Origin of the sequence: Dyadobacter sp. CY347, assembly GCF_021502655.1 — a bacterium.
Taxonomy (GTDB): Bacteria; Bacteroidota; Bacteroidia; order Cytophagales; family Spirosomataceae; genus Dyadobacter.
Genome location: NZ_JAKFFT010000009.1, coordinates 168,150 through 192,303, shown reverse-complemented (window position 1 = coordinate 192,303; position 24,154 = coordinate 168,150). Strand labels below are relative to the sequence as shown.

24 protein-coding genes are annotated in these 24,154 nt (G+C 45.4%); 14 read left to right on the top strand and 10 right to left on the bottom strand.

Annotated elements, in window-relative coordinates:
- The first annotated feature begins 152 nt into the window (after positions 1-152).
- The 4 genes from L0659_RS21765 to L0659_RS21750 all read left to right on the top strand — a co-directional run bounded on the left by L0659_RS21765 (position 153) and on the right by L0659_RS21750 (position 1,946).
- Complete coding sequence (locus L0659_RS21765; protein WP_235128689.1) at positions 153-899, top strand: ThuA domain-containing protein; 747 nt, start codon at positions 153-155, stop codon at positions 897-899.
- A gap of 95 nt (positions 900-994) precedes the next feature.
- The gene (locus tag L0659_RS21760) at positions 995-1,225 is read left to right on the top strand and encodes a hypothetical protein (protein WP_235128688.1); all 231 of its coding nucleotides are present in this window, start codon (positions 995-997) and stop codon (positions 1,223-1,225) included.
- On the top strand, positions 1,218-1,538 hold the full coding sequence (locus L0659_RS21755) for a type II toxin-antitoxin system PemK/MazF family toxin (protein ID WP_235128687.1): 321 nt from the start codon (positions 1,218-1,220) through the stop codon (positions 1,536-1,538). Before L0659_RS21760 ends, L0659_RS21755 begins: the two co-directional genes overlap by 8 nt.
- A 45-nt stretch (positions 1,539-1,583) precedes the next feature.
- Positions 1,584-1,946: a DUF1304 domain-containing protein gene (locus tag L0659_RS21750; protein ID WP_235128686.1), complete on the top strand. Its 363-nt coding sequence runs from the start codon at positions 1,584-1,586 to the stop codon at positions 1,944-1,946.
- Between the two features lie 214 nt (positions 1,947-2,160).
- On the opposite strand, the gene L0659_RS21745 is transcribed toward L0659_RS21750, so the two are convergent.
- The gene (locus L0659_RS21745) at positions 2,161-2,532 is read right to left on the bottom strand and encodes a hypothetical protein (RefSeq protein ID WP_235128685.1); all 372 of its coding nucleotides are present in this window, start codon (positions 2,530-2,532) and stop codon (positions 2,161-2,163) included.
- Positions 2,533-3,217: 685 nt separating this feature from the next.
- Here L0659_RS21745 and L0659_RS21740 point away from each other — a divergent pair.
- Together L0659_RS21740 and L0659_RS21735 are read left to right on the top strand one after the other, a co-directional pair.
- The gene (locus L0659_RS21740) at positions 3,218-4,012 is read left to right on the top strand and encodes an ATP/GTP-binding protein (protein WP_235128684.1); all 795 of its coding nucleotides are present in this window, start codon (positions 3,218-3,220) and stop codon (positions 4,010-4,012) included.
- Positions 4,013-4,565: 553 nt separating this feature from the next.
- The gene (locus tag L0659_RS21735) at positions 4,566-5,264 is read left to right on the top strand and encodes an FRG domain-containing protein (protein ID WP_235128683.1); all 699 of its coding nucleotides are present in this window, start codon (positions 4,566-4,568) and stop codon (positions 5,262-5,264) included.
- A 57-nt stretch (positions 5,265-5,321) separates the two neighbouring features.
- On the opposite strand, the gene L0659_RS21730 is transcribed toward L0659_RS21735, so the two are convergent.
- On the bottom strand, positions 5,322-6,368 hold the full coding sequence (locus L0659_RS21730) for a macro domain-containing protein (RefSeq protein ID WP_235128682.1): 1,047 nt from the start codon (positions 6,366-6,368) through the stop codon (positions 5,322-5,324).
- 7 nt (positions 6,369-6,375) lie between these two features.
- Positions 6,376-7,017: a DUF4433 domain-containing protein gene (locus tag L0659_RS21725; protein ID WP_235128681.1), complete on the bottom strand. Its 642-nt coding sequence runs from the start codon at positions 7,015-7,017 to the stop codon at positions 6,376-6,378.
- A gap of 365 nt (positions 7,018-7,382) precedes the next feature.
- On the opposite strand from L0659_RS21725, the gene L0659_RS21720 reads away from it, so the two are divergent.
- Complete coding sequence (locus L0659_RS21720; protein ID WP_235128680.1) at positions 7,383-7,631, top strand: SymE family type I addiction module toxin; 249 nt, start codon at positions 7,383-7,385, stop codon at positions 7,629-7,631.
- A 119-nt stretch (positions 7,632-7,750) separates the two neighbouring features.
- Positions 7,751-8,359, top strand: a complete 609-nt coding sequence (locus tag L0659_RS21715) for a dihydrofolate reductase family protein (RefSeq protein WP_235128679.1) — start codon at positions 7,751-7,753, stop codon at positions 8,357-8,359.
- Between the two features lie 4 nt (positions 8,360-8,363).
- Here L0659_RS21715 and L0659_RS21710 read toward each other — a convergent pair whose 3' ends face one another.
- A complete protein-coding gene (locus tag L0659_RS21710; protein WP_235128678.1) occupies positions 8,364-8,939 on the bottom strand; it encodes a helix-turn-helix domain-containing protein in 576 nt (191 codons plus the stop codon).
- 430 nt (positions 8,940-9,369) lie between these two features.
- Here L0659_RS21710 and L0659_RS21705 point away from each other — a divergent pair, with 430 nt between their 5' ends.
- Positions 9,370-9,825: a glycine zipper domain-containing protein gene (locus L0659_RS21705; protein WP_235128677.1), complete on the top strand. Its 456-nt coding sequence runs from the start codon at positions 9,370-9,372 to the stop codon at positions 9,823-9,825.
- A gap of 90 nt (positions 9,826-9,915) precedes the next feature.
- Here L0659_RS21705 and L0659_RS21700 read toward each other — a convergent pair whose 3' ends face one another.
- Positions 9,916-11,439 carry a M81 family metallopeptidase gene (locus tag L0659_RS21700; protein WP_235128676.1) on the bottom strand — a complete coding sequence of 508 codons (1,524 nt, stop codon included), beginning with the start codon at positions 11,437-11,439 and terminating at the stop codon, positions 9,916-9,918.
- Between the two features lie 234 nt (positions 11,440-11,673).
- Here L0659_RS21700 and L0659_RS21695 point away from each other — a divergent pair, with 234 nt between their 5' ends.
- Positions 11,674-12,957 carry a Gfo/Idh/MocA family protein gene (locus L0659_RS21695; RefSeq protein ID WP_235128675.1) on the top strand — a complete coding sequence of 428 codons (1,284 nt, stop codon included), beginning with the start codon at positions 11,674-11,676 and terminating at the stop codon, positions 12,955-12,957.
- Positions 12,958-12,966: 9 nt separating this feature from the next.
- On the opposite strand, the gene L0659_RS21690 is transcribed toward L0659_RS21695, so the two are convergent.
- On the bottom strand, positions 12,967-13,326 hold the full coding sequence (locus tag L0659_RS21690; RefSeq protein ID WP_235128674.1) for a type II toxin-antitoxin system HigA family antitoxin: 360 nt from the start codon (positions 13,324-13,326) through the stop codon (positions 12,967-12,969).
- A 9-nt stretch (positions 13,327-13,335) separates the two neighbouring features.
- Positions 13,336-13,638 (bottom strand): type II toxin-antitoxin system HigB family toxin, encoded by a 303-nt coding sequence (locus L0659_RS21685; protein WP_235128673.1) that lies wholly within the window; start codon positions 13,636-13,638, stop codon positions 13,336-13,338.
- A 162-nt stretch (positions 13,639-13,800) separates the two neighbouring features.
- Here L0659_RS21685 and L0659_RS21680 point away from each other — a divergent pair, with 162 nt between their 5' ends.
- The 3 genes from L0659_RS21680 to L0659_RS21670 all read left to right on the top strand — a co-directional run bounded on the left by L0659_RS21680 (position 13,801) and on the right by L0659_RS21670 (position 17,410).
- Complete coding sequence (locus L0659_RS21680) at positions 13,801-14,352, top strand: hypothetical protein (RefSeq protein WP_235128672.1); 552 nt, start codon at positions 13,801-13,803, stop codon at positions 14,350-14,352.
- Between the two features lie 114 nt (positions 14,353-14,466).
- A complete protein-coding gene (locus L0659_RS21675; protein ID WP_235128671.1) occupies positions 14,467-15,027 on the top strand; it encodes a carboxymuconolactone decarboxylase family protein in 561 nt (186 codons plus the stop codon).
- Between the two features lie 112 nt (positions 15,028-15,139).
- Positions 15,140-17,410, top strand: a complete 2,271-nt coding sequence (locus L0659_RS21670; RefSeq protein ID WP_235128670.1) for a CRTAC1 family protein — start codon at positions 15,140-15,142, stop codon at positions 17,408-17,410.
- Positions 17,411-17,479: 69 nt separating this feature from the next.
- Here L0659_RS21670 and L0659_RS21665 read toward each other — a convergent pair whose 3' ends face one another.
- The 3 genes from L0659_RS21665 to L0659_RS21655 form a co-directional block, all read right to left on the bottom strand.
- Positions 17,480-17,713 (bottom strand): hypothetical protein, encoded by a 234-nt coding sequence (locus L0659_RS21665; RefSeq protein ID WP_235128669.1) that lies wholly within the window; start codon positions 17,711-17,713, stop codon positions 17,480-17,482.
- A 2-nt stretch (positions 17,714-17,715) separates the two neighbouring features.
- A complete protein-coding gene (locus L0659_RS21660) occupies positions 17,716-19,461 on the bottom strand; it encodes an ABC transporter permease (protein WP_235128668.1) in 1,746 nt (581 codons plus the stop codon).
- 96 nt (positions 19,462-19,557) lie between these two features.
- Positions 19,558-20,904, bottom strand: a complete 1,347-nt coding sequence (locus L0659_RS21655; protein WP_235128667.1) for a hypothetical protein — start codon at positions 20,902-20,904, stop codon at positions 19,558-19,560.
- A 182-nt stretch (positions 20,905-21,086) separates the two neighbouring features.
- Here L0659_RS21655 and L0659_RS21650 point away from each other — a divergent pair, with 182 nt between their 5' ends.
- On the top strand, positions 21,087-24,149 hold the full coding sequence (locus L0659_RS21650; RefSeq protein ID WP_235128666.1) for a TonB-dependent receptor: 3,063 nt from the start codon (positions 21,087-21,089) through the stop codon (positions 24,147-24,149).
- Positions 24,150-24,154: the final 5 nt, after the last annotated feature.

Sequence of the window (24,154 nt, the reverse complement as noted above, 5' to 3'; positions counted from 1 at the left end):
AATGGAGATGCAGCAATTTGTCCGTGGCCACTTCGGCGATGTGGTCCGTGTGTGTTGAAAGTTGAAATCGGCCCTTGTGCTGAAAGTATATTTCAGCTGCTTTTTGTTTTAATAGTAATTACAAATACCAAAACACGAATCCCAAAACCATTATGTTCAAAAAATTACTGCCACTGCTTCTTGTCATCGTGAGCGCGGCATACGCCCAGGCGCAGCAGTTTAAAGTTTTATTATTTACCAAAACAGCAGGTTTTCACCACGTATCCATTCATGAAGGCGTCGCCGGCATCAGAAACCTCGCTTCGAGGCATAATTTCTCGGTGGACTGGCAGGAAAACGCGGATGTTTTCAATGACAAAAGCCTGGCCAACTACGCGGCTGTCATCTTCCTGAATACAACCGGCGACATCCTGAATGACGCGCAGCAGGCAGCATTTGAAAAATATATTAAAAGCGGAAAAGGCTACGTAGGGATACATTCTGCGGCCGATACGGAATACGATTGGGCGTGGTACGGCAAGTTGGTAGGAATGTATTTCAAAACCCATCCGGCACAGCAAACTGCGTTTCTGGACGTAAAAGACAGCAATTTTCCAGGTTTGGAACGCTTCCCGAAACGCCTCCTCTGGACCGACGAGTGGTATGAATACAAAAAACCATACAACGCCGACGACCTCAAGATCCTGATCACGCTCGACGAAAAATCATACGATCCTAAAACCAACCAAGGCACCGGAATGGGCGCCGAGCACCCCATGTCCTGGTATCACAACTACGACGGAGGCCGCGCATTCTACACCGGCCTGGGCCACATTGGACTGGTTTATTCAGACCAATCGTTCCTGGATCATTTGTATGGCGGCATATACTGGGCCGCTACGGGGAAGGGTTTGAAGTAGCAAATAACTAGTAACAAGCTGGTCGCATCTGGAATAATTTGAAACCGGATAGGCCAGCTTTTTTGTTTATATTTGGATACACAAACGATGAGATTATGACAAAGCAGGCTATCATTGAACGAACAATTGAAGCGATAAACCAGCTTCCCGAGAACAAGGCCGAAGAGATTTTCGAATTTGCTGATTCTGTCAGGAAGCGATATGAGGAGCAGCAATTTAGCCATGAACTTCAAAGCTTGATCGTCAAAGGTTCATCATTTGATTTTCTTAGTAGCGAGGAAGAGCTTTACACCGCTGATGATCTGAAAGTGGTTTACAATGGCTAAGGGCGATATTGTATTAATCACTTTTCCGTTCACCGATCTGAGTAGCAGTAAGCTGAGACCGGCAGTGGTGCTCGCTGATACCAACTTCGATTTGACCGTTTGTTTTATAACATCCCAAGTCAGCTGGCAAGAGACAACAGACGTCCCACTCACACCAAGTACGGTTAACGGACTACAAAAACAATCACTCATTCGAACAAGCAAGATAGCAACGTTGGACAGGTCTTTGGCCAAGGGATTATTGGGTAAACTGCCTGATGCAGAGCTGTCATATTTAGACACGAAGCTTAAAATCCTACTGCAATTGTCTTAGTTCATATAACGGCTCATTCAATAATCCAACTAGCCCAATCCACTTATGGAAATCCTTGGCAAAATCCTCGTCGGCCTCGTGGCGCTTGAACACCTTTACATTCTCTACATCGAAATGTTTGCCTGGGAAACAAAAGGAAAGGAAATATTCAAAGGCTCCCTAGCGCCGGAGCTGTTTAAACCTACCAAAACACTCGCCGCCAACCAGGGACTTTACAACGGATTTCTGGCAGCGGGTCTGATCTGGTATTTTTTTCTCGAAGGCCACTGGGCATTTCACGTTGCCATTTTCTTCCTGACCTGCGTGATCGTCGCCGGGATTTACGGAGCCGTCACTGCCAGCAAAAAGATATTTTTCGTGCAAGCGTTACCAGCGATTGTGGCATTGGTGGTTTTGCATTTTCGGTAGTGCTCATAAAAAACTAGCCTGATCTGTTTTATTATATGGACAAATGTGATGCTGAATTCTTTGAAGATTTGATTGACACAATTCGCTACTTAGAGCGTAAAGATGGAGTCTTTGTGCCCGAGAGCGAGGCCATAAAATATTTACGTAGACTTGGCAAGATTAAATAAATAGAATGCGGACTCACCTAAGCACGCCCGCATTAAAATATTTGTTTTTAAGCAAAAAAGCTTGGTTTCTGCAAATAACCTGGCTGCCAGCTGGCATCGCGGCGACGCAATGTGCGGGATATAGTAAGCACTTCATGCAAACGTGCCTGTTGGTCGCTAGTAGAATCCTGGCCATGAAAATACTGCCCAATGATCTCCCATTCAAAAGAATCCGTCTTCGAATCATAAATTCCCACCGGAATCCGGTTACCATCCGTCATCAGCATCCCCAGCACATACTGCGCCTCTTCCTCCGTCGAACACCCCACATGCTGGTACTGTCCCTTAAGCGTATAAAGTACAGAGTAACGGTTCGCCAAAGACTCCTGACGCTGCTCTCTTGCCTGATTCTGTTTCGTGTGTTTTTGTAATTGTATCATGATAATGTCTGTTTCAATCGCCCCGGGTTTCTGTTAGGGGCTTTTTTTGTGGTATTAAAATAGTTATGAAATGAGGGAAATATTTACAGTTTGTTTGTTACGGTTTATTGCCTTCAATTTGGTAAACGTAGATTGGTTGTCAATAGTTTACTTTGGTAAGTGGGGTTGGTGAAGTTCTTCTGATAGGGAAGGTGTTTGTTGGAATAGTGCAAATCAACTTCACTATTTTTGCGAAAATAGAAGTGTGATGCTTTGAAATAAAAGATCTCATTCAATAGGTAAGAAGAGTCAGATGTATTCACGGTGGAGCTGTTACTAACGTATTGATACAGGATAGAATAGGAGGACTAGTAAAATATGAGTCATATTTTCTTTCTATCAATTGATAAGCTAAATCCAGGCTACCTTCTATCAACATCCATATTCAATCTTTATAATTATGTTGAATTTACAAAATATTTCAGATGCGATATCAAGGCTTAATAATTGTAATCCATTAGTGTTTGATCAAGTTTCTAATAGTTTCAGATTCTTTTAAACAAGATTGTTGTAAATGACTTTCGCCACGTAATTGGCTTTATTCTTATTTTTGATCATCCTGTAACTGTGATTACAGGTACAAATAAAATTGGCAAGAGTAGTACATTGCTACTCATAGCTTGTAGTCATTATAATTTTCAAAAATATGATACGACGAAGCCTGATACTTTTGCGAAGACACGCTTGGCGCGACGTCCTAACTTTTACTTCGTATGAGTCTGCCACTCGTAACTATTCGTATGAAATATTCTGGCGGGTTGGTACCAGTAATAGAAGTGGTGAAGGAAAGAGATTGGCTTCAAGCCAGGCTTGGACTGGCCCCGGTAAATATAGCTCCCCAAACAGAGAGAATGCTCAAATCAAAGATAAGCAAGTACGATTAATTGATTTAGAGAGACTTCTTCCCACGAGGAATTTCTCTAATAGCTTGCTCCGCAAAATATCTAATTCAACAAGAATACGACTTCATGAGGATATTGAACAAGCGTTTTCTTACATATTAGATGTTCCAATAAGTATCGAAATTTATCGGATCGGCTCGCACATAAATAAGGTGGCCTACTTAATTTCTTATTCTGGAGAATCCTACTCGACATATAAGGCTGCATCTGGTGAAGAATCACTCGTGAATATCTTGGTAGATATTTTTGAGACTCCCTATAATTCTTTAATACTAATTGATGAAGTAGAGGCTGGCTTCCATCCTTCGATCCAGCGAAAATTAGCAAGTATAATACAGTTTATATCTTGGCATCATAAAAAGCAGTTTATATTAACAACTCACTCTCCCTCATTTCTAGCTGCGTTGCCTCAGAGATCGCGCAAATTCGTGGATAAAAGAGATGACGGAACATATGAGACTATTAATGCAATTTCTGTGAATGCCGCATTTTCTAGAATGGATTCTAAGTCATATTCCACTCGTGCATTTGTTCTGTGAAGATGATATGGCCGAATTTATTATTAGAAGCATGTTGGTTGAGATTAATCAAACACGAAAGAATTTCGATAGATTGATAAATATTATGGTTTCAGGACCAATTAATGAAGTTAAGAATGACTATTTACGACACAAGCGTAATTATTTGCAAATGCGAATGAAGATAGGATTTTGTTGTGTATTTGATGGAGATTACAGAAATGACCCGAATTATTCAACCTATCACGAAAATCCAAGTGAGTTCTTGCTATTCTTATACCCATATACCGCTCCGGAAAAATTCTTAATAGGCTCTTATTTAACCGCTTAACCAAACATTCGATTACAAACTGCCTTTGAGCACATTGATCATCACTCATTGTTCGACGAAATGGTGAGTTTGGGATTAGCGGCAGATAGACAATCTGCAAGAAATTTATGCTGGGAAGCATTTAGGACAACCTCGGAATATACAACCTTGAAAACAAATTTTGATACCTTCATTTTCAAAACTGTGTCTCATTTTTCTCGACAATCAGATTAGTTGGAAGTCTGGATCTCAAATTCTTAATCTATGAAGCAACATACTTTAAACTCAACTGATGAGTTTCATAAATACCTCGAAAAATTTAGGAAAACGACAGTATTTAAATTTCGAGGTCAGAGTGACAAATATTGGAAGCTAGTGCCAAAAGCTGGTAGGGAAAGTTTTAATAAAGTAAGTGACACAGAGCTCTTTCGGCATTGGAAACGTAGAGCAGTCTCACACTTAGACAAGGGATTGTATACTGAATGGGATCTTCTTGCTATTGCACAACATAATGGACTTCCTACTAGACTTCTTGATTGGACTCACAACCCTCTTGTGGCAATGTTTTTTGCGACCTGTGACAATTATGATAGAGATGGGGCTTTTTACTCATATAAAAGTGACATTCTTTTAACAACAGTCACAAAAGGTCCATTTGAAATAGAAGAAAAGCTTGCAATGTATCAACCAAGCACTTCGTCTAATCGAATAGCGAACCAATACGGATATTTTACGGTTCATAAAAATCCAAAAAGTTCTGTGAGTGACAAGGAGGGATATTTGGAAAAGATGATTGTACCATCATCGCTTAAAAAGGAAATTGTTCACATGCTAAATCAGTATGGTATCAATTTCTTAACACTATTCCCTGATTTAGACGGCTTAGCAAAGCATTTGTGCTGGTATACCGAAAATTACAATAATTGGAGTAGCTTCGATACAAAACTATTTGACAGATTTTAAAATAGAAAAATATGGCTTAATTTATAAAGTCTACTAAATTTAAATAATGTCAAATATTTATATTCCCAACCCTTCAAACCCTCTCAAATGTCCTACCGCAATCTCCACATACTCCCTCTTAATCAATTCACTTTTCCTTCTACTCCATGCTTTAATCTTCCCCATAATCTCATCAATGCCAAATTCTGGATTATTTTGAATGATGAAATCGGTAGTTGCCAGGATTTCTAGGGATAAGTCAGAACTAAATCCGTCGATCAATGTGAGGAGTTTTCGATTGATTGCTTTCGCCTCTGGGCTGAGCTCGTTTTTGATGTAGTCGTTTACTTCGTGCCATTTTTCGTAATTGAGCATAAGCGGCTCGAATGCTTTTACTTCTCCTTGCTCCATTCCTTTTAAAAACACTCCATTTAGTGCATAAAGCACTTTCTCTACACCAACTGCGTAAGGGCCGTAATGTTGGGCGGTGAATGTAAGCTTCAATGGTTGACCAAGTCTTTGATAGAAATATGCCAGCTTGTTAGCAGCAAAAAGGCTACTGTGCTCACCCATACTTTCGTAAGCAAACAATGCATAAAGCAGCTGGGCTCGGGCGGGAGTCAGTCCAACGACCTTCGTCGTGCTCTGCTTTTGCAAAATAGCCTTTATATGGTCAGTTGGTTCGAAAACAACAATTTCGGAATCCAATGAGCCCAAGTGCTTTTCTACCAAAGGTTTCACAATGTTCCAATCCAATCCACCATTTCCGCAACCAAGCGGAGGCAGGGCAATACTTGCAACGTTCTCGTCCGATATCAGCGCTCGCAACGCAACAAGGCCGTCTTCAATATAAGAATATTTAGAAGGCTTTTTCCAGTGTGTCTTTGTTGGGAAGTTGACAATTAGCCGTTTACCCAGCAGCATACTATTGTCCCAAACTGCAAGGAGCTTTCCAGGAGCAAGTTCGTGACGTTTACAGGCATCTGCGTAGATCTTGTAATTGTGCGGAAATGCCTCCTTGAATTGCAAAGCAATGCCTTTCCCCATCACGCCGACAGTGTTGACGGTATTTACCAGGGCTTCGGTCTTGGCTTGGAGCATGTCTCCTGTCAGAAATTGTATCATATGCGAACTACGAGAAAAAACATATTGGTGCGACTCTAACGGGAATATTTAAGCCCGCTAAGTTCAAATTTGTATTAACAATCGTTGCTACCTTCTCATTATAGACAAGGAAAGATTCGATTGATTCTAATGGTACATGCGAGTGAACAAGAAATTCGGCCTGGTATCTTCTCGGCCGGTCGGTGTCTTCATCCGATTTCTGAAAATTACTTTGCTGAATGCTTTCCCAATCAATTTTATCTAAGTCTCTCAAATTGTTATAATGTTTTGATAGAGCTGTGTTTGCCTGCCCATCAGTGAAAAAGAAATGTCTGTTTCGGCTTAACTCTTCGATTTCAGCGCGTATCACAATCATATCTTCTGGCGAAAGTTGGGGAACTACTGGTGCTTTATATCCTGTGATAATGTTATACAGCATGATGGATCGCGGTGTGAAGTAAAATGGTACGTAATCACCGATCTTTCCATAACCCTCAATTTTTACAGGTGTTAGGTCTCTGACGCCAATTATTTCGAAATTTCCGATTGGGAAAAACTGCTGGCTAGCATCTGGATGATTTTTTGTACACAACCCAGCTTCCAATATATGCTCTAAATTTCGAATGTTGCAGATCCGATAGCAGTATTTACGGTCTACATTAATGGTCATATTGAAAGAATCAAAGTTTTAAATTTGTGTTGAATATTAAAATTGCTCAATACTGGTTCAACTTTCATTTGTTTGCTAACTAACCAACAACTCCTTAACACTTTCAACCCATCTGAAATCTAATAAAGCTATACACTTTAGGCAAATCAAATTTGAAAGCAGTGAATATTTTTTGACTAGAAGAAGCAATTTGTGAAAACGAACCATAGCATCAAACAATAATTAATTATCGTTTGATGTATAATAATAGGCGTTTAACGTCATACTATCTGGCTTTAAAATACTTATTACCAATGCATTATGTGTTACCTGTGTTTCATTTATATCATTTTCCGTGCTATAATTGCAAGGTAAAAACTACAACTATGACACACGAAAAACACATATCACAAAAGGGTGAACGCCAATTAAAAATCTACCAAAAATACCAACGCCGTGAAAACATTCCCTCCGTTTTCCTCCCGGAGATCCGCCTTTGTGGGAAATGGCTGCAAGATTTGGGTTTTGCATGTGGAGAGGAATTGACAGTGAAGTATTTTAAAAATAAATTGGAGATCACGTTGAATCCAGCTGCCGAAGTTGAAGCAGCGCCGGCTATTAGAAGGAGAAGGTAGCCAAGCCCTCCTGTCGCATTCCCCCCTCGCAATCGACGGATTTGCACCGCGTTTCTTGCGCGCGGTTTGCTGAACTTGCACCTGTCAATCTAATCACAAACATTTAATCTTGAAACGACATGAGACGGATCATCATCAATGAACATTTGAGTTTGGACGGGGTCATTCAGGGGCCGGGTGGGCCGGAGGAAGATACTTCGGGCGGTTTTGAGCTGGGCGGTTGGTCGGCGACTTACTCTGATGACGTTACGAGGGAAACGCTTTTTGCTGCGTTGAATGAGGACTACGATCTGCTTTTGGGACGCTTCACCTTTAAGATCTGGGAGCCGTTCTGGCCGAAACAATCTGGGCCGATCGCAGAGAAATTCAATAAGATCAACAAATATGTGGCCACGCAAACGCTTTCGGAAACTAGTTGGGAAGGAACGGTTTTGCTTAATGGCGACACCATTGAACAGATCAAGGCGCTGAAAGCGGGGGATGGAGCCGATTTGCATATCTGGGGCAGCGCAAATCTGATCCAATCATTGTTTCAACACGGACTGATTGATCAAATGAACCTTTGGATTTATCCTGTAATGTTAGGCAAAGGGAAAAAACTTTTCGCGGGAGGAACGCTTCCTGGCGGCCTTAAATTAAGCAAAAGCGCCGTGTCTTCCACAGGCGTGATCTGCGCCACATTCATTCCAAATGGTGAAGTGCCTACGGGCAATGCAGGAGAAGAGTAGGCATTTAAACCTGCGCCAAAACCTCGCGCTCGCCACTCGGGATCTTCCTGGTAATGATAATGATATAGACCGTATTAGCGATAAAAAGCAGCAGCATGATGGGCATCATGATAAATGGGTCAATATAGATCTCGCCAAAAAAGGCTGGAAAAATATTCAGTATGGCCAGACCGTAAGTGACGACGGTCCAGATGGTCTGGAAGTTGACAATGCGCCGGCCCAACTCTGCAACACCATTGACTTTATTCTTTTTCAAAACCCAGAAAGCAAGCGGAATCAGGATGTTTCCAAAAGGGATAAACCACAGCGTAAGCGCCGAAAGGCTCATCAATCTCAAAAAGCCGGCATCATCCTCCATAGAATTCGGCAATGCTTCAACGGATTCTGACAAATCCTGCACCGACACATCGAGGGCGCCTGCCAGCAGCCGTAATGTTTCCCCACGCGGCACTGCCTGACCGTTTTCAATGCGCTGCAAAGTGCGAAGGTTAATCCCTGCATTTTCCGCCAAAGCCTCCTGCGAAAGCCCCTTGCTCTTACGTAGGGAACGGATTTGTTCAGATACACTTAGTTTGCTCATAGTGAAGTTTTTTTGAAGCAAATTTAATAGCTGAATGTAATGATTTGTTGCGGTTTTCCTGCGGCGTTTCAGCGGCGAATCGGACGGAGGTGCCTTTGCGGGCGCCGACGACGACGGATTGAAATCCGTCGATAGGAAATGAGCCGAGCCTCTGGCTCTTGCGAGAGTGGGCTTGCGCTTATATCATATACAGAGCCTTAGGCTCGACTAATATTCTAACGTCGGATTTCAATCCGGCGCAAAGGAATGTCGGTCAATATCCATGGTTACATGCAAAAAGATGGATAATCTTAATAACCTCATCCCCGTTAATTGTAGACAAGATCGCCACTTTGCGTCATCGTTGGCATACATTCACTGCTCAAAAGCGCCTCAAATAGCTGGCACGATTTTAGGACTAATCCGTGATGTTAACCAACCTAACATCAAAATGAACAAATTACCCATTTCAATAATCAGTGCAGCAATTTTCCTGGCATCCTGCAACAGCAGCGCCGACAAGGAGGCTGCATTATTGAAAGAAAAGCAGGTTGCAATCGATTCCATGAAGCATGTGATGGAGAAAAAGGCGATTGTAGACTCTATGAATACGGTAATGGCCAATCGCGAGGCTGAAAAAAAAGCTGAGGAAGCAAAAGTAGCAGAGGAAAAAAGCGAAAGGGCTGTCGCCAGCAACGCAGCTGCACCAGCACCGCGTAAAAAAGGCTGGAACCATACGGCAAAGGGTGCTGTCGTTGGAGCCGGAACCGGTGCAATTACCGGCGCGATTGTTAACAAAAAACGAGGCGAAGGAGCATTGGTCGGCAGCTTGATCGGTGCGGGCGTAGGAGCCGGAACCGGGGCGATTGTCGATAATTCAAAAAAGAAAAAAAGAAATAACAATTAATCAGCACACACCCATAGATTACACACACATATTAAAGAAACACACACCTGGAAGGCAGCGATCTCACAAATGTGAGATCGCTTTTTTTTATCATTTTGCGTCCGCTGCGGGCACAAATTGTGCTTTCAAATCAGGATCTTTCATATCCTTATCCAATGGGAACATCGGCCTTTTAATGCGTTTGTAACCCAATGTTTCCAGGTTTTGATCCACGCCGCCGGGCGTTAACGCCAGGATCCAGTCTGCGCGCATATTGTAAAGCTCAGGTTCGAGATAGCCGATTTTGACCACTACAATGTCCGCTTTCCGGGGATTGAGGCCCAATCTTGTAAAATCCGCTTCCTTATGATAAGGTTTGCGTTTCGCAGTAACGATAATGTGCACGCTCCCCACTTTCACAACCACTTCGGTTTCCGCATTTCGATCGCCGTGCTCAATGGCCTCGACAGTGCCCACCAGATGAAGTGGCGGCGCCAACCGGAAATCCACTTTGGCACCTGCATAACCATCCACTTTATTGCCTACACCAGCTGCAATGGCCGCTTTTACAAGATCGGGGCCTGGAATGGAAGCGTAGATCAATGCAGGTCCGTTATCATTTTTAAACTCTGGTCTGTTCAGGATTTCCTGCAATGTCCAGGTTACATCACCTGCACCGCCTGCCGTTGGGTTGTCGCCCGAGTCGCTGATAAAGAACGGGTGTTTCTGACTTTTAAGGGCCTTGTCCAATGCTTCTTTCAATGTGCCGGTCGGTGCAACGAACTCGAAATCAGATCTTACTTTCCAGAAGCTCGCAGCCAGTTGCTCAGCCGTTTTGGAAACAACAGCCTTATCATCGCCCGTTACCATCACAACTGCATGATTACGGGGCTCATCCGCCCAAGCATAGCCGATCCAGATCGCCGCATCAATTACACCAGTTTGTGCCGCAGCAGGCGCGACTTTGGAATACAATGTCTTCCCAGGCTCGATTCTGGTACTCGTTTTTTCACCGGGAAGCAGGATAGGAACCGGGATCCAGGCTTTGTAAGCTGGTTTTCCTCTGCCACTTTCCAGTCGGGCCAGAAGGTTATCAACAGCTCTTTTTTTCGATTGCATTGCATCTTCGTGCGGCGCCATTCGGTAACAAGTGATCAGATCCGTGTTCTGCGCAAGCCGCCATGACACGTTGCCGTGCAGGTCCATGGATGTTGAAATCAGGGTTTTAGTGCCAATTACTTCCCGGATCCTGACGATGAAATCACCCTCGGGATCGTCCAGCCCCACCACGCTCATTGCGCCGTGAATGTCTAGGAACAACCCGTCGTAAGGCGCGCCCTTTTTTAACAGCGCCAATGTTTGCTTTACCAGCGATTCATAAGCATCCCGCGTAACCGCACCGCCCGGCAGCGATTTGCCCATTAATGCAGGAAACCACTTTGCGCGTTCGCGATCCAGTGAATCCTTGGCTAAAAACGGGTAAGAAGTGAAAATGTCATCACCATACTTTGCCTTGAAAGCTTCTTCGGTGGTAAGGGCAGGGGAGAACGTGCTCGACTCGATGCCAAGGCCCGCAATGGCAACGCGTGGAAGCTTTTTATCAGCAGTGCCCTGCGCATTGATTTGCGTCAACATCAAACAAAAACAAAAAATCAGAAAAGGAGAATGTTTCATACGCGATACGTTACCAAAATTGGGTTAGGGATGCTTTGGATTGAAAAATAAGTAAAAAACCGGAGAATTTGTCCTGAACCTTGTTTATCGTTCACAGCTGAAAGTCGGGATGCCATCATACATTTAGAGTAATTTATGCCCGTCAACGGCCTTTAAATCATAATAGAACCACCTGAAACCTTAACCCTATAACAGATGAGTGTGCATACCAACAGGAGAGATTTTGTCAAAATGGCCGGGCTCGGTGCGCTTGGCTTTACGATTTTGCCTTCACTTTACGGCAAAGCTCCGGCGAGCGACCGGCTGCGTATAGCACACATCGGTTTGGGTGGAATGGGGAATAATCATATGAAATGGTTCGCTGATCTTCCCGAAGTCGAAATCGTGGCGCTTTGCGATGTGGACGAGCTGCATTTGGGCGAAACAAAAACCAAGCTGGAAGCCATGAAACCCGGCATTAAGGTGGACACTTACGGAGATTTCCGGAAAATCCTGGATCGGAAAGACATCGATGCCATTACCGTGGCGACGCCGGACCACTGGCATGCGCAGATTGCGACGCTGGCGTTTCAGGCCGGGAAGGACGTGTATGGCGAAAAACCGCTTTCCTACTGCCAGCGGGAAGGTAAAATGATGCTGAAACACATGGAAAAGAACAACCGCATTTTCCAGATGGGCAACCAGATCCATGCAGGCGACAACTTCCACCGGGTAGTTGAAATTATTAAATCAGGCGCCATCGGGAATGTGCATACGGTACGCTTATGGAAACAATCCACGACCAAAGAACTGGGATCGCCCACGGTTCAGGCCGTTCCCAAAACGCTGAATTGGGATATGTGGCTCGGGCCGGCGCCTTTCACGGAATACATTCCTGAAAAATGCCATTTTACTTACCGTTATTTTTTAGATTATTCGGGCGGTGAATTTGCCGATTTCTGGTGCCACATTGCCGATGTTGTTTATTCGGCCATTCAGCCAAAAGGTTTGAAAAAAATAAATGCGAGAGGTGAAGCATACACCGGCATTGCCGATGCCCCGAAGACGCTGGACGTCGATTATGAATTCGACGGGCTGAAAATTTTCTGGACCACATTGCCTCCTAACATTCCTGGTGCGGCTGAGCAGGGGATAGGAGCGTTTTTTGAGGGAGATAAAGGGACATTAATGTGCGATTACAACACCCGCAAGATCACCATCAACGGTGAAACAATGACTGACATTGCCACCGTTCCGATCACCAACCCGAGATCCCCGGGCCATCAGCAAAATTTCGTTGACGCCGTCAAAGCCCGGACTCAACCCGAATCCAACCTCGCCTACGCCCGAGAACTAACCATCCCCATGCACCTCGGCCTCATTTCCTACCGCCTGAAAAGGGAACTGACCTGGAATGCTGACAAAGAGAAATTTGTAGGAGATAAAGAAGCAAACAAGCTCCTTTCCAGAAAGCCACGCAAGGAGTGGGATTTGTTGTAGTGTTTTGATTTAAATCAAAAGGGTTTTGGCTGGGATTCCGAAATCGTGGTATAATGACTTGATCATTTTCAAAGTCAGCGGTTTCTTTCCGCCCAAAACTTCGGAAACCCTCGATTTTGTACCAAAATATTTCACCAGGTCCTTTTGGCTTAGACCATCTTCCTCCATTTTGTATTTAATTGCCTCCACGGGATCCAGTTGAGGCATTTGGTGGTGCTCGTCTTCATACTTTTCAATGACCATTAACAGCAGTTCCAGCTGGTCACCTTCTGGTGTATTTGGCTGGGCCTCCCAAACTTCACGCAGGTTGTCGAGCGCTTCTTTATAGTCAGCGGTGCTTTTGAGTGGTTTTATCTTGTAATTTTTCATTGCCTCGGTTTATGAATGTTCAACAGTTCTGGCATCTATCCGGTCGTACTCTTTGTGTGTGCCGACAAACTTGATCCAACACGCTTTGAATTGGTAGTTGAATGAAACGATCAGCCTGAATTTATTCCGGGCGATGTTGAAAACAATCCGCTCGTTGCCAACAAAATCAGCACTCTTGAAATCGGTGATAACTTCCTGGGGCGTACTGTAATCACGGCTATTCATCTTTTCGTACCAGCTCAACAAGCCTGTTTTAGCCTCTGTATGGGTTTCCCAAAATTCTTTCAAAGTGCCTTTTGCAACTATTCTCATAAGGAGACAAATGTACCAAAAGTTCCGTAATTTGGAACTTTTGGTATTTTATCGTTCACATAGCATTGGAATTCAGTGTAACCGATCGTTCACAAATTCTTCATTAAACGTATTTAAAATTGAATTTTTTACAGTATGTTTAGGGGATCGTAACTTGTTTCAATGAAAACTGCTGCTTGCATTATTTTGCTCGTACTGCTGCTCTGCAATATGCTGGGGCTTTCGTTGACTGTATTATGCTTTGACAGCGGTTATAAAAATGCCTCAATCAACATTAAAAGCACGCAAACCCAGACGATCAAAATCCCTCTTCCTTCGATCCCATACGCAGCTCCGTTAGAGCTGGACGACGTGGAAAATCATTTGCTTCGGATCGCGGATGGTTTCTATAATGTGACCCAATATGTGCATGAAAACGATACGCTGTTTGTGACCCTTACGCCGGACGCCTCCGCACACGAGCGTTTCGCCGAACTTTCGCATATGGTTGAACAAGTGCACGATCTTTCAAATGGCACTTCCGAATCGCCCCGTAGCAAAACGATAAAGCTGCTAAACGATCTGATCAAGATCTATTTGCCGGCAAATGCTGAAACGGTGGGCAGTAACTTACATTTTGCAACTTCGACTGTTGGGACTCAGTATCCTGCATTGGATTTTAAACTCATTTCTACACTTCTTACACCTCCGTTTTCCCCTCCTGAGGCCTCCTGAACATTGATTGATTTGTGTTGACATAACACGGTCTGTGGCCGTGCGTATGTGCGTATTTTCTATTAAAATACGCCGGACAAAAAATCTGATTCATTACTAACCAGGAATTTAACAATGCCTCATATAAAATTGGAGGATGGCGTCCCGGGCATTCTAGGACCCATGAAATTCAGTCCGAAAACGGCTGAACCGCTCAATGCACTTGCCAATGCTCTTTTACTGAGCGACGAAGGATTGAGCCGCGGCGAACGCGAACTGATTGGTGCTTATGTTTCTTCGCAAAACGATTGCTTCTTCTGCCAGACGATCCACGGCGCCGTAGCGAGCGCTTACTATGACGATGAGGACTGGTCGTTCATGCAAAGTGTAAAGACAAACTACCGCGAAAGTGCTTTATCCGACAAAATGAAAGCGCTGCTCACCATTGCCGGCAGTGTCCAAAAAGGCGGAAAGCATGTGACCGAAACGCAGATATTAGCGGCAACGGATGCAGGGGCCGATGATCGGGACATTCATGATACGGTGCTGATTGCCGCGGCGTTTTGCATGTTCAACCGCTATGTGGACGGGCTCGCAACCACCGCGCCGACAAACCCCGCGATCTACAAATCGCGTGCAGAAAATATCGTAAAGAAAGGATACTCAGGTGATTCGCCTTACGAACCATACGATTAGGGCAATCATTCGGAAGAATTTCTATCATCATCATGTGCACGCGGATGCTTTGCAACATCATGGGTTTTCGCCCGTGCTTGGAGTAGGGGCGTGTTCATTTCATCTTACTCAAATGAATATCAGACCAAAAATTATACTAACGGCAATCGTCGTGGTCGGAATAACGGCCATGAGCGTTTGCAAAAAACCTTCGTCCGAAGAAAAAATGCTGCAATTACTTCGCGAGAGCAAGGTCAGGGCATTTAATTACCAGAATAATTTCAGTCCCGAAGCGCAGCTCGTCTATCTGGATTCTTGCATTAAAACAGTTCCTGCGTGGGAACAGGGTCAACTTTTTAAGCTTAACCATTTTAAAGCCAACACATTGCTGCAATTGGGCGACGCGAAGGAGGCGATCAGGATACTGAAAAAGCTGGAACGTGAGCAGAATCCGATGTACCAATACGCAGGAATAACAAACCGGGTAAAGGATGATCTGGCGGTGGCCTATCTTAGGCTAGGGGAGCAAACCAACTGCATCACCAACCATTCCGTTGACGCGTGTATCTTGCCGATCCGGAACGGGGGCGTTCACCGGGATATGGGCGGTTCGAAGGGCACAGTGGACATTTATAAAAGGTTGCTGTCGGAAACCCCAGGAGACCTGGAAGCGCTCTGGCTGCTCAATGTTGCATATATGACTTTGGGTAAATATCCCGAAAGTGTCCCGAAAAAATTGCTGATCCCAAACATGGATAAGGCCGATGAAACGGGTATAACGCCTTTTCAGGACATTGCTCCGAACCTGGGACTTGATGTAAAAAACATGGCGGGCGGGACGATCATTGAAGATTTTGACAATGACGGCTACCTCGATCTGATCATGTCGAGCTGGGACCTGGGAGAGTCCATGCATTATTTCAAAAATAAAGGAGATGGCTCATTTGAAGATAAATCGGCGATTTCCGGGCTTGACAGATTCACTGGTGGCCTGCAAATCATGCAAACGGACTTTAATAATGATGGTTTCAAAGACGTATTCGTGACGCGCGGAGGATGGCTGAGCAAAACTTTTGGCGAGCAGCCCAACTCCCTTTTGAAAAACAACGGCGACGGCACTTTTACAGACGTGACCATTGACAGCGGCCTGCTTTCTTTCCATCCAACACAAACCGCAACCTGGAATGATTTCAACAATGACGGCTGGGTCGATGTATTTATTGGTAATGAAACCAGCGTCGGTGCCAATCATCATCCATGTGAACTTTATTTGAATAACAAAAACGGGACCTTTACGGAATCTGCAAAGCTCGCCGGCTGCGATATCACGGCATTTGTGAAAGGGGTGACTTCCGGGGATTATGACAATGATGGGTGGAACGATATCTTCATTTCAACAGTGAGCGGAACCAGGACGTTACTGCGGAACAAAGGAATGTCAGGCGCGAAATCGGGTAAATTAATGTTTGAAGACGTAACGCAAAAAGCGACTTTGGATCTTGATCAAAACAGAAGCTTTACGACCTGGTTTTTTGATTATGATAATGATGGCTGGCTCGACATTCTTTGCGGCGACTACACCATGCAGCACAATTTGAGTTACTATGCTGCTGCAGAGCGGCTGGGCACATTACCTGAATATCATGGACAGCCTGTTGTTTACAAAAACAATCATGACGGCACGTTCAGTAATGTGACCAAGGCATTGGGACTGGACAAAACGGCTTTTGGCATGGGCGGAAGTTTCGGAGACATTGATAATGACGGTTTTCTGGATATTTTTCTGGGAACCGGAAATCCTAGCTATAAATCATTGATACCCAATAAAATGTTCAAAAATATGGGTGGCAAATCGTTTGCGGATGTGACTTCGTCGGCGAAAGTAGGAAGCCTGCAAAAGGGGCATGGTGTGGGTTTTGGAGATATGGACAATGATGGCGACCAGGACATTTACATTGAAATGGGTGGCGCATATTCCGGCGATGCATATCAGAATTCCTTTTTCCTGAACCCGGGTCAGGCTGATAACAACTGGGTTTCCATCGATCTGGAAGGCATGGCGTCCAACAAAGCTGCTATTGGCAGCAGACTGAAAATTACAATTCAAGAAAACGGCGTTACCAGGCACATTTATCGCGACGTAAACTCCGGCGGAAGCTTCGGTTCTGCTCCTTTCAAAAGAGAGATCGGGCTTGGGACGGCAACGCAGATTGAAGAGTTGGAGATCAGGTGGAGCGGAAGCGGGCACATTCAGAAGATAAAGAATGTTGCTGCAAATCAGTTTGTTAAGATAAAGGAGGGGAGTGATAAAGTGGAGAAAGTGATGCTGAAAAAATTGACTTTCAAAAATAAGTCGCATCATGACATGCCGCTTTGCGCACCGGTTGCAAAGGCTTCAATCTGATAGGGAGTTTCAGGATAAACAACCGGGAGACGCACGCAAGATGTTCCTCCCGGTTGTTTATTTGAATGATCAATTTGCTTTCAAGGCATCCGTGGGATTCATCAATGCTGCATTTAATGATTGATAACCAATGGTTGCCAGTGTTATGATCACCATTATTAAACCGGTCACTGCGAAAACACGCCAGCCCATCGAGACATGATAGGCGAAACTTTGGAGCCATTGATGCATGAGCCACCAGGCCATTGGAAAGGCGATGCATATGGCAATAATTATCAAGATCAGAAAATCCTGTGTCAGCATTGTTACAACATTCCCAACGGTTGCACCCAGAACTTTCCGGACGCCTCGTTCAGGACAATGCTGGCGGATTCATTACCGTAACGCTTCGAAAAACTGCGGCCTTCTGCGATTTCAATGTTCATGGTTTCAATCAGGTCGTAGTTGACGGGCATGCGGAAAAACCGGATCTTGTCATCTGCATTTTTGCCTTCCCACCGGACGCCGGCTCCATTGCCCGGCAGCATGGCAGGCAAAATGATTTTCTGCTGAATGCTGGAAGCATTGATGACCCCAGGCACCGATTTCAATTGCGTCAGGAACGATTCCGGCTGCTCCGCAACACGTCCATTCATTTCAAAATAGACAATGTTATCCTTATTATAGCCCAGACTTTTCTCCTGCACATAACGGATTTGACGATAAACGACCATGACCGCAATGATGAAAACAACGGAAACTGTGAACTGGAAAACGACCAATCCCTTCCGCACCAATATCTCACCCACCGAGCTCGTCAGCCCGCCTTTCAGCGTGATGGCCGGATTGAAACGTGACAGATGAAACGCAGGATAACTGCCCGCCAAAAGTCCGGTTAAAAGTGCCGCACCAAGGATCATCAGGATCATTTTTATATCAAATTGGAAAGCAAGCGCCTTGCCCGTAATGGCACTGAACTGTGGCAGAAGCGCCGACGTTAACAGGACCGCGATCACTAAGGCGACGAAACTCATCACCATGGACTCGCTTAGAAACTGAAAGACCAATGTGGCCCGCCTTGCACCAAGTGCTTTTTTTACACCCACTTCCTTCACGCGCAGGGAAGCTCTGGCCGTAGAAAGGTTCATGAAATTAATGCACGCAACCAGCAGGATAATGATGGCTATGCCCGAAAAAAGTCTCACGTTCGTGATCTTTCCGCCAGTCTGGATGCCATTTTCATAGTTTCCAAACAGATAGGCATCGGAATATTTTCGGAGGAATAATGTGGATGTGGAATCATTAAAGGAGGTTTCTGCAAAGCCGCTCAGTTTTTTATTAATTTGATTAATGTCTGTTCCTTTTTTTAGCACTACAAAATTGTCAAACGGACCGCTGCTGGTTTGCACATCACCTTTGGGTACAATCTGGTTCCAGGCGTCCATCGATAAGAGAAAATCGTGTTGCTGGGAAGAGTTTGCAGGAAAGTCGGCGAAAATACCGGTGACCAGGCATTTGCCGGAATATGCCTGCCATTTCCATTCCAATACTTTCCCAATTGCGTGCTCGGGTTTTCGGAACAGCTTGATAGCCAGCGCCTGAGAGATTGCAATGGAATTTTTGTTCGTAAGCACTTCATCCGTTTGGCCATGAATAAGCGGAACGGAAAATGCATTGAAATAATCATGGCTGACAAAATTCCCCGAAGCACCAATTGTAGTGCTCCCTGCCGACAGGCTGAATTTTTGAAACCATGACGCTGGCGTTGTGATCACTGCGGCTTCAACTTCCGGAAGATCTTTCAAAAGCGTTTCGCCCACATAGTCGCCGGTTCCGTTGGAGGTTGCAATGCGGTTTCCGGCTTTTTCATGGATCATGACCTCATAAAGCTGATCGTCCTTCTCGTGAAATTTGTCAAAACGCAGCTCGTTCCTGACCCAAATAGAAATGAGCAAGGTGCAGGCCAGACCTGTGGACAACCCTATGAGGTTAAGCAAAGTAAATCGCTTGTCCTTCAACAGATAACGCCAGGAATTTTTTAAATAATGTTGCAGAATGTCGAGGTTTCGCATACTTGGAATAGATAACATTTCGGATGGGAGCGTCCCGGAATGTAAGTATGCTAATAATTATTCTATATACAAGAAATTTATATATTAAAAATAATGCTATTGAAAATTACCGGCGAAGCTTTTTCCTGTTTTTCCATCTTTCAGTATCACAGAATGAATAGCCCCGATGCCCGAAAATGTAATGCCGAGGCCGTAAACCTGTTTCAGCGGCTTCTTATAATCCGTTTCAAAAACCTGTTTCGCATTAATGAAAAGACGGACATGCTTGTCGACGATCTTTAATGCTACCGTTCCGCCGGCATGAAGGTCTACACCCAGGAAATTGAGCTGGTTGAGCTCGCCGGGTTTGACCACTTCCGAAAACTGCAAGTCGGTCCAATGTGTGCAGCCGGGTTTCATAACATCAAAAACATGTTTGGACGATTCTCCAAATACGGTCACGCGCACCTGTGAGCACCGTACGCCTGCGCGGGGAGCGGAAGTGTTGAGTTTGACAAAAAGCTCAAAGTTATCTGCATCAATGCCAGTAAGTTGGGTATTAATGAATTCGACAAAAAAGGTGCGGTTGGTGTCTACGCCAGCGCGCGAAACTTCCAGCGCACTCACGATTTTCCTGGTTCCGGTCAACAGATTTTGAATGTCAATCGGATAAACCCGCGTAGTGTCATACATCATCTTCGCCGTTGCGGTCCAGCCATTTGTTTTAAGATAGACCGACGCAGTATCCAGCATAACGCCATTCCGTTTCAAAATGGCGAGGTAACGGCCCGGAACTTCGTAGTAATGCGAATAAAGGCTGTCGCCCTCGATCAGCGAAATGCGTCTGCTGTCGCCGAAATCAAGGGTATAATGGTCTTTTTTTACATCAAAATGTTCGGGAATGCCCCGCACGACAAAGGCTGCTGAATGTGGATTCTCTCCAACTGGATTCTGACAAACCAGCGCGACGTCAACCGGTGCCGGTTCCGCAAAGAACAGCTTATACCCTGCAAAAGCGGCAACTGCAATGAGGGCCACCAATGGTAACAGAATGTAAACCCAACTGACCTTCCTCTTGGTTGTGACAGGCGCCAGGATGGGCTCATCAGGCAAGATGGCTTCGAAATAAGGCTGCGTTGCCTGCGCCCTTTTGGTGATTACCGAATGACCCGGCGCGGAGGTAACAAATTTTTCCCAATCCGCGTAGCCTACATAACTGGCCAGTGCGTCGCGTGTTGCTTTCTGAGGATAGTAACGAACATCGGTCTTGATTTTCCCAAAAATCCTTTTCAGCGTATTCGGGCTGATCTGGACATTTGTTTTTTTATAAAGAATATATCCCAGCCGCACGTAGTCACTGTTGGTCCAGGAGCCGATATCAGACTTGCCATACATTTCACTCACCAGGCGGCAGCAGTGATCCAAATGATCCAAAGAGCTTGCCCTGGCTTGTCCATTCTCCATATTTTGAAAGTAGTAATCTACTAGAAATCAACTATTTAGCTTGTCCATTCTTTTGATCAAGCAAATGGTCAGGAGTTGTCGGATCTAACCAAATTATGCAAAATTATATTTGCATAATTAAATATTTAAACCCGCTGGTTAATCATCAAAAACCAACCCTGAACGCTAACATATTAAAACTTATGAGACAAAAAATTCTACTGAGTTGTATCCTGTTATTTGGGTGGCTTGCGCCGGTGTCCGCGCAAACACGGCAGCTGTCCGGGAAGGTCAGTGACGAGCAGGCCAGGGAACTTCCCGGCGTCAGCATTGTGATCAAGGGCACGCAACAGGGAACGGTTACAGATGCAAACGGCCAGTATCAGCTCGCCGTTCCTGAATCAGGTGCGCCGATTTTGACATTCTCTTTCGTCGGTTACCAGGCGCAGGACGTTCCGCTCGAAGGACGTACAACCCTGGACGTTACCCTCGCGCCGAACGATCAATCGCTGGCTGAGGTTGTGGTGGTTGGTTACGGAACGCAGAAGAAAAAAGACCTGACGGGCGCTATTTCAACAATCAGTTCCAAAGACGTTGCGGGCCGGCAGACATTGCAGGTTTCGGATGCATTGCAGGGAAGCGTGGCGGGCGTTTCGGTAACGCGTACCAGCGGCGCGCCTGGCTCGGGCTCTAACATTCTGATCCGCGGCATTACCACCATTGGCACCAATAACCCGCTGGTGATCGTGGACGGCGTGCCCGTGGCCAGCATTGATAATGTGAATCCGGGTGATGTGGAGAGTGTTACGGTCTTGAAAGATGCCTCTTCGGCTGCTATTTATGGTTCCAGAGGTGCCGCAGGCGTTATTCTGGTTACCACCAAACGCGCCAAATCGGGCCAGAGCAGCCTGGAATACACGTATGAATACGGCGTGCAACGAGCTACTGCCACGCCATCGTATGCGGGCGTGCAGGATTATATGCGTTATTTCAACGAGCAGGCCACAAATGACGGCGCAAGCCAGGGGCCGTTTGCGCAGCCGTTAATCGACTCATATTTAGATAGTAACCGGGTTAATCCGGACCTTTTCCCCAACACCGACTGGCAAAAATCAGTCATTAACAGATCGTCCGCGCCACGTCAGCGCCATGACATTGTGTTCACGATGGGCACGGGCAAGATCAGCACAAAGGCGTCACTGGGATATGCCAGCGCGGGTGCTTTTTATGATAACCGAAATTACAACCGCTATCTGTTCCGGATCAATAATGACCTGCAAGTGAGCAAAAAGCTGGGCATTAACCTGGACATTTTTTACAAAAGAACTGCCAACCAGGGCAATGGTAATGAGCTGCTTACAACCGGCGCCTACAATCCCATTTACGAAGCGCGCGTGATGCCGCCGATTTATGATGATTTGTATACCAATGGAAACCTGGCCCTCGGAAAAGACGGTCGTAATCCGCTGGCACAGCTTCGGCAGGGCGGTTTTACCAAAACCTTAAATAACCAGATCGGCGGAAGAATGTCTTTGAATTACAAGCCCGTTGACGGACTAACACTTACAGCATTGGTTGCACCGGTTTTTGATCTGGATAAAAATAAATTCTTCTCAAAACAAGTGCGTTTCACTAATCCGGACGGCTCCAACAGCACGGTTGTGAACCAGGCGAGAACAGTGTTAACCGAAGGAAGGTCGGAGGGCATTACGATCAACGGGCAGGTGCTGGCCAACTATGTGAAGGAATTTAAAAGCGGCCATAGCATTGATGTGCTGGCCGGTTTTGAAGAAAATTACCGCTCGCTGGAAAATCTGGGCGCGATCCGAAGTGGCTTTGCATTAACCGATTATCCTTATCTCAATTCGGGTTCGACCGAGCTGCGTGACAATTCGGGAAGTGCGAATGAGTCGGGGTTGCATTCGTTTTTCGGACGGTTACAATATAGTTATAAGGGCAAATATTCTTTGCAGGGAAACCTTCGTTCGGATCTATCCTCGCGCTTCGCCAATGCTTATCGCAGGGCTGTATATCCTTCGCTGTCAGCAGGATGGACTATTTCGGAGGAGTCATTCATGAAAGATATGCGCTGGCTTTCGTTCCTGAAACTCCGTGGATCGTGGGGTAAGGCGGGTAACGAGCGCTTGCTGAACAAGGATGGCAATCCCGCCTATTATCCATATCTGGCAACCATTGATTTTTCCACCGCATTATTTTACCAGAACGGCGGAGTGGTTCCTTTCACCGGCGGCGCACAGCAGGTTTATGCCGTTGAAAACATCAGCTGGGAAACCAGCCGCACCATCGACATTGGCCTGGATGCGGCATTTTTAAACGATCGGCTGACATTAGGCGCTGATTATTATATGAAAAAGACGACGGACATCCTGTTGCCGCTGGACATTCCCCTTTATCTCGGATATGACAAGCCCAATCAAAATGCGGGTGTCCTGAAAGTAAAAGGCTGGGAACTTGAAATGGCCTGGCGCGACCGGATCGACAAGCTGACTTACTCGGTTTCGGCTAATCTTTCTGATGCCAAATCGACTGTGGGTGACCTTAAAGGCACAGAGTTCCGGGAGGATCAGATCATCCGGAATGGCAGCGAGTATAATGAATGGTTTGGCTACATTTCAAATGGTTTGTTTCAAACGCAGGACGAGATCAATGGTGCGCCGGTGCTTAATGTGACCACCAAGCCGGGCGACGTCCGTTATGTGGACATTAACAAGGACGGAAAGATCACAACCGACGATAAAGTGTTGCTGGGTGGTGCATTACCGCGCTATTTGTACGGCGGTAACCTTCGCGCTGACTATGCTGGTTTTGATTTCGGCGTGAGTTTTCAGGGTGTGGCCAAAAAGCTTTCAAGGCTGAACAGCGAGGCTGTGCAGCCTTTTGCAGAGGCTTTTGGAAATATGCCCGCGGATATGATCGGGAAATTTTGGAGCCTGAATAACAGTGCCGGACAAAATCAGCAGGCCACTTATCCGCGCCTTTCCCGGACTTCCAATGCGGTCAATTATGCGCTTTCTGATTACTGGCTGATCAATGGCGGATATTTCAGGCTGAAAAACATCACTCTTGGATACACATTGCAGCAACCCTGCGTGAAGAAAATCGGCATTCAGTCACTTCGCTTTTATGTGTCGGCCAATGATGTTTTCTCCCTCAGCAAATTTCCAAAATACCTGGACCCGGAGTCGGCGAGCTATGCTTACCCGATCGTAACTACGCTCATGGCAGGTGCAACGATCCGGTTTTAATGCTT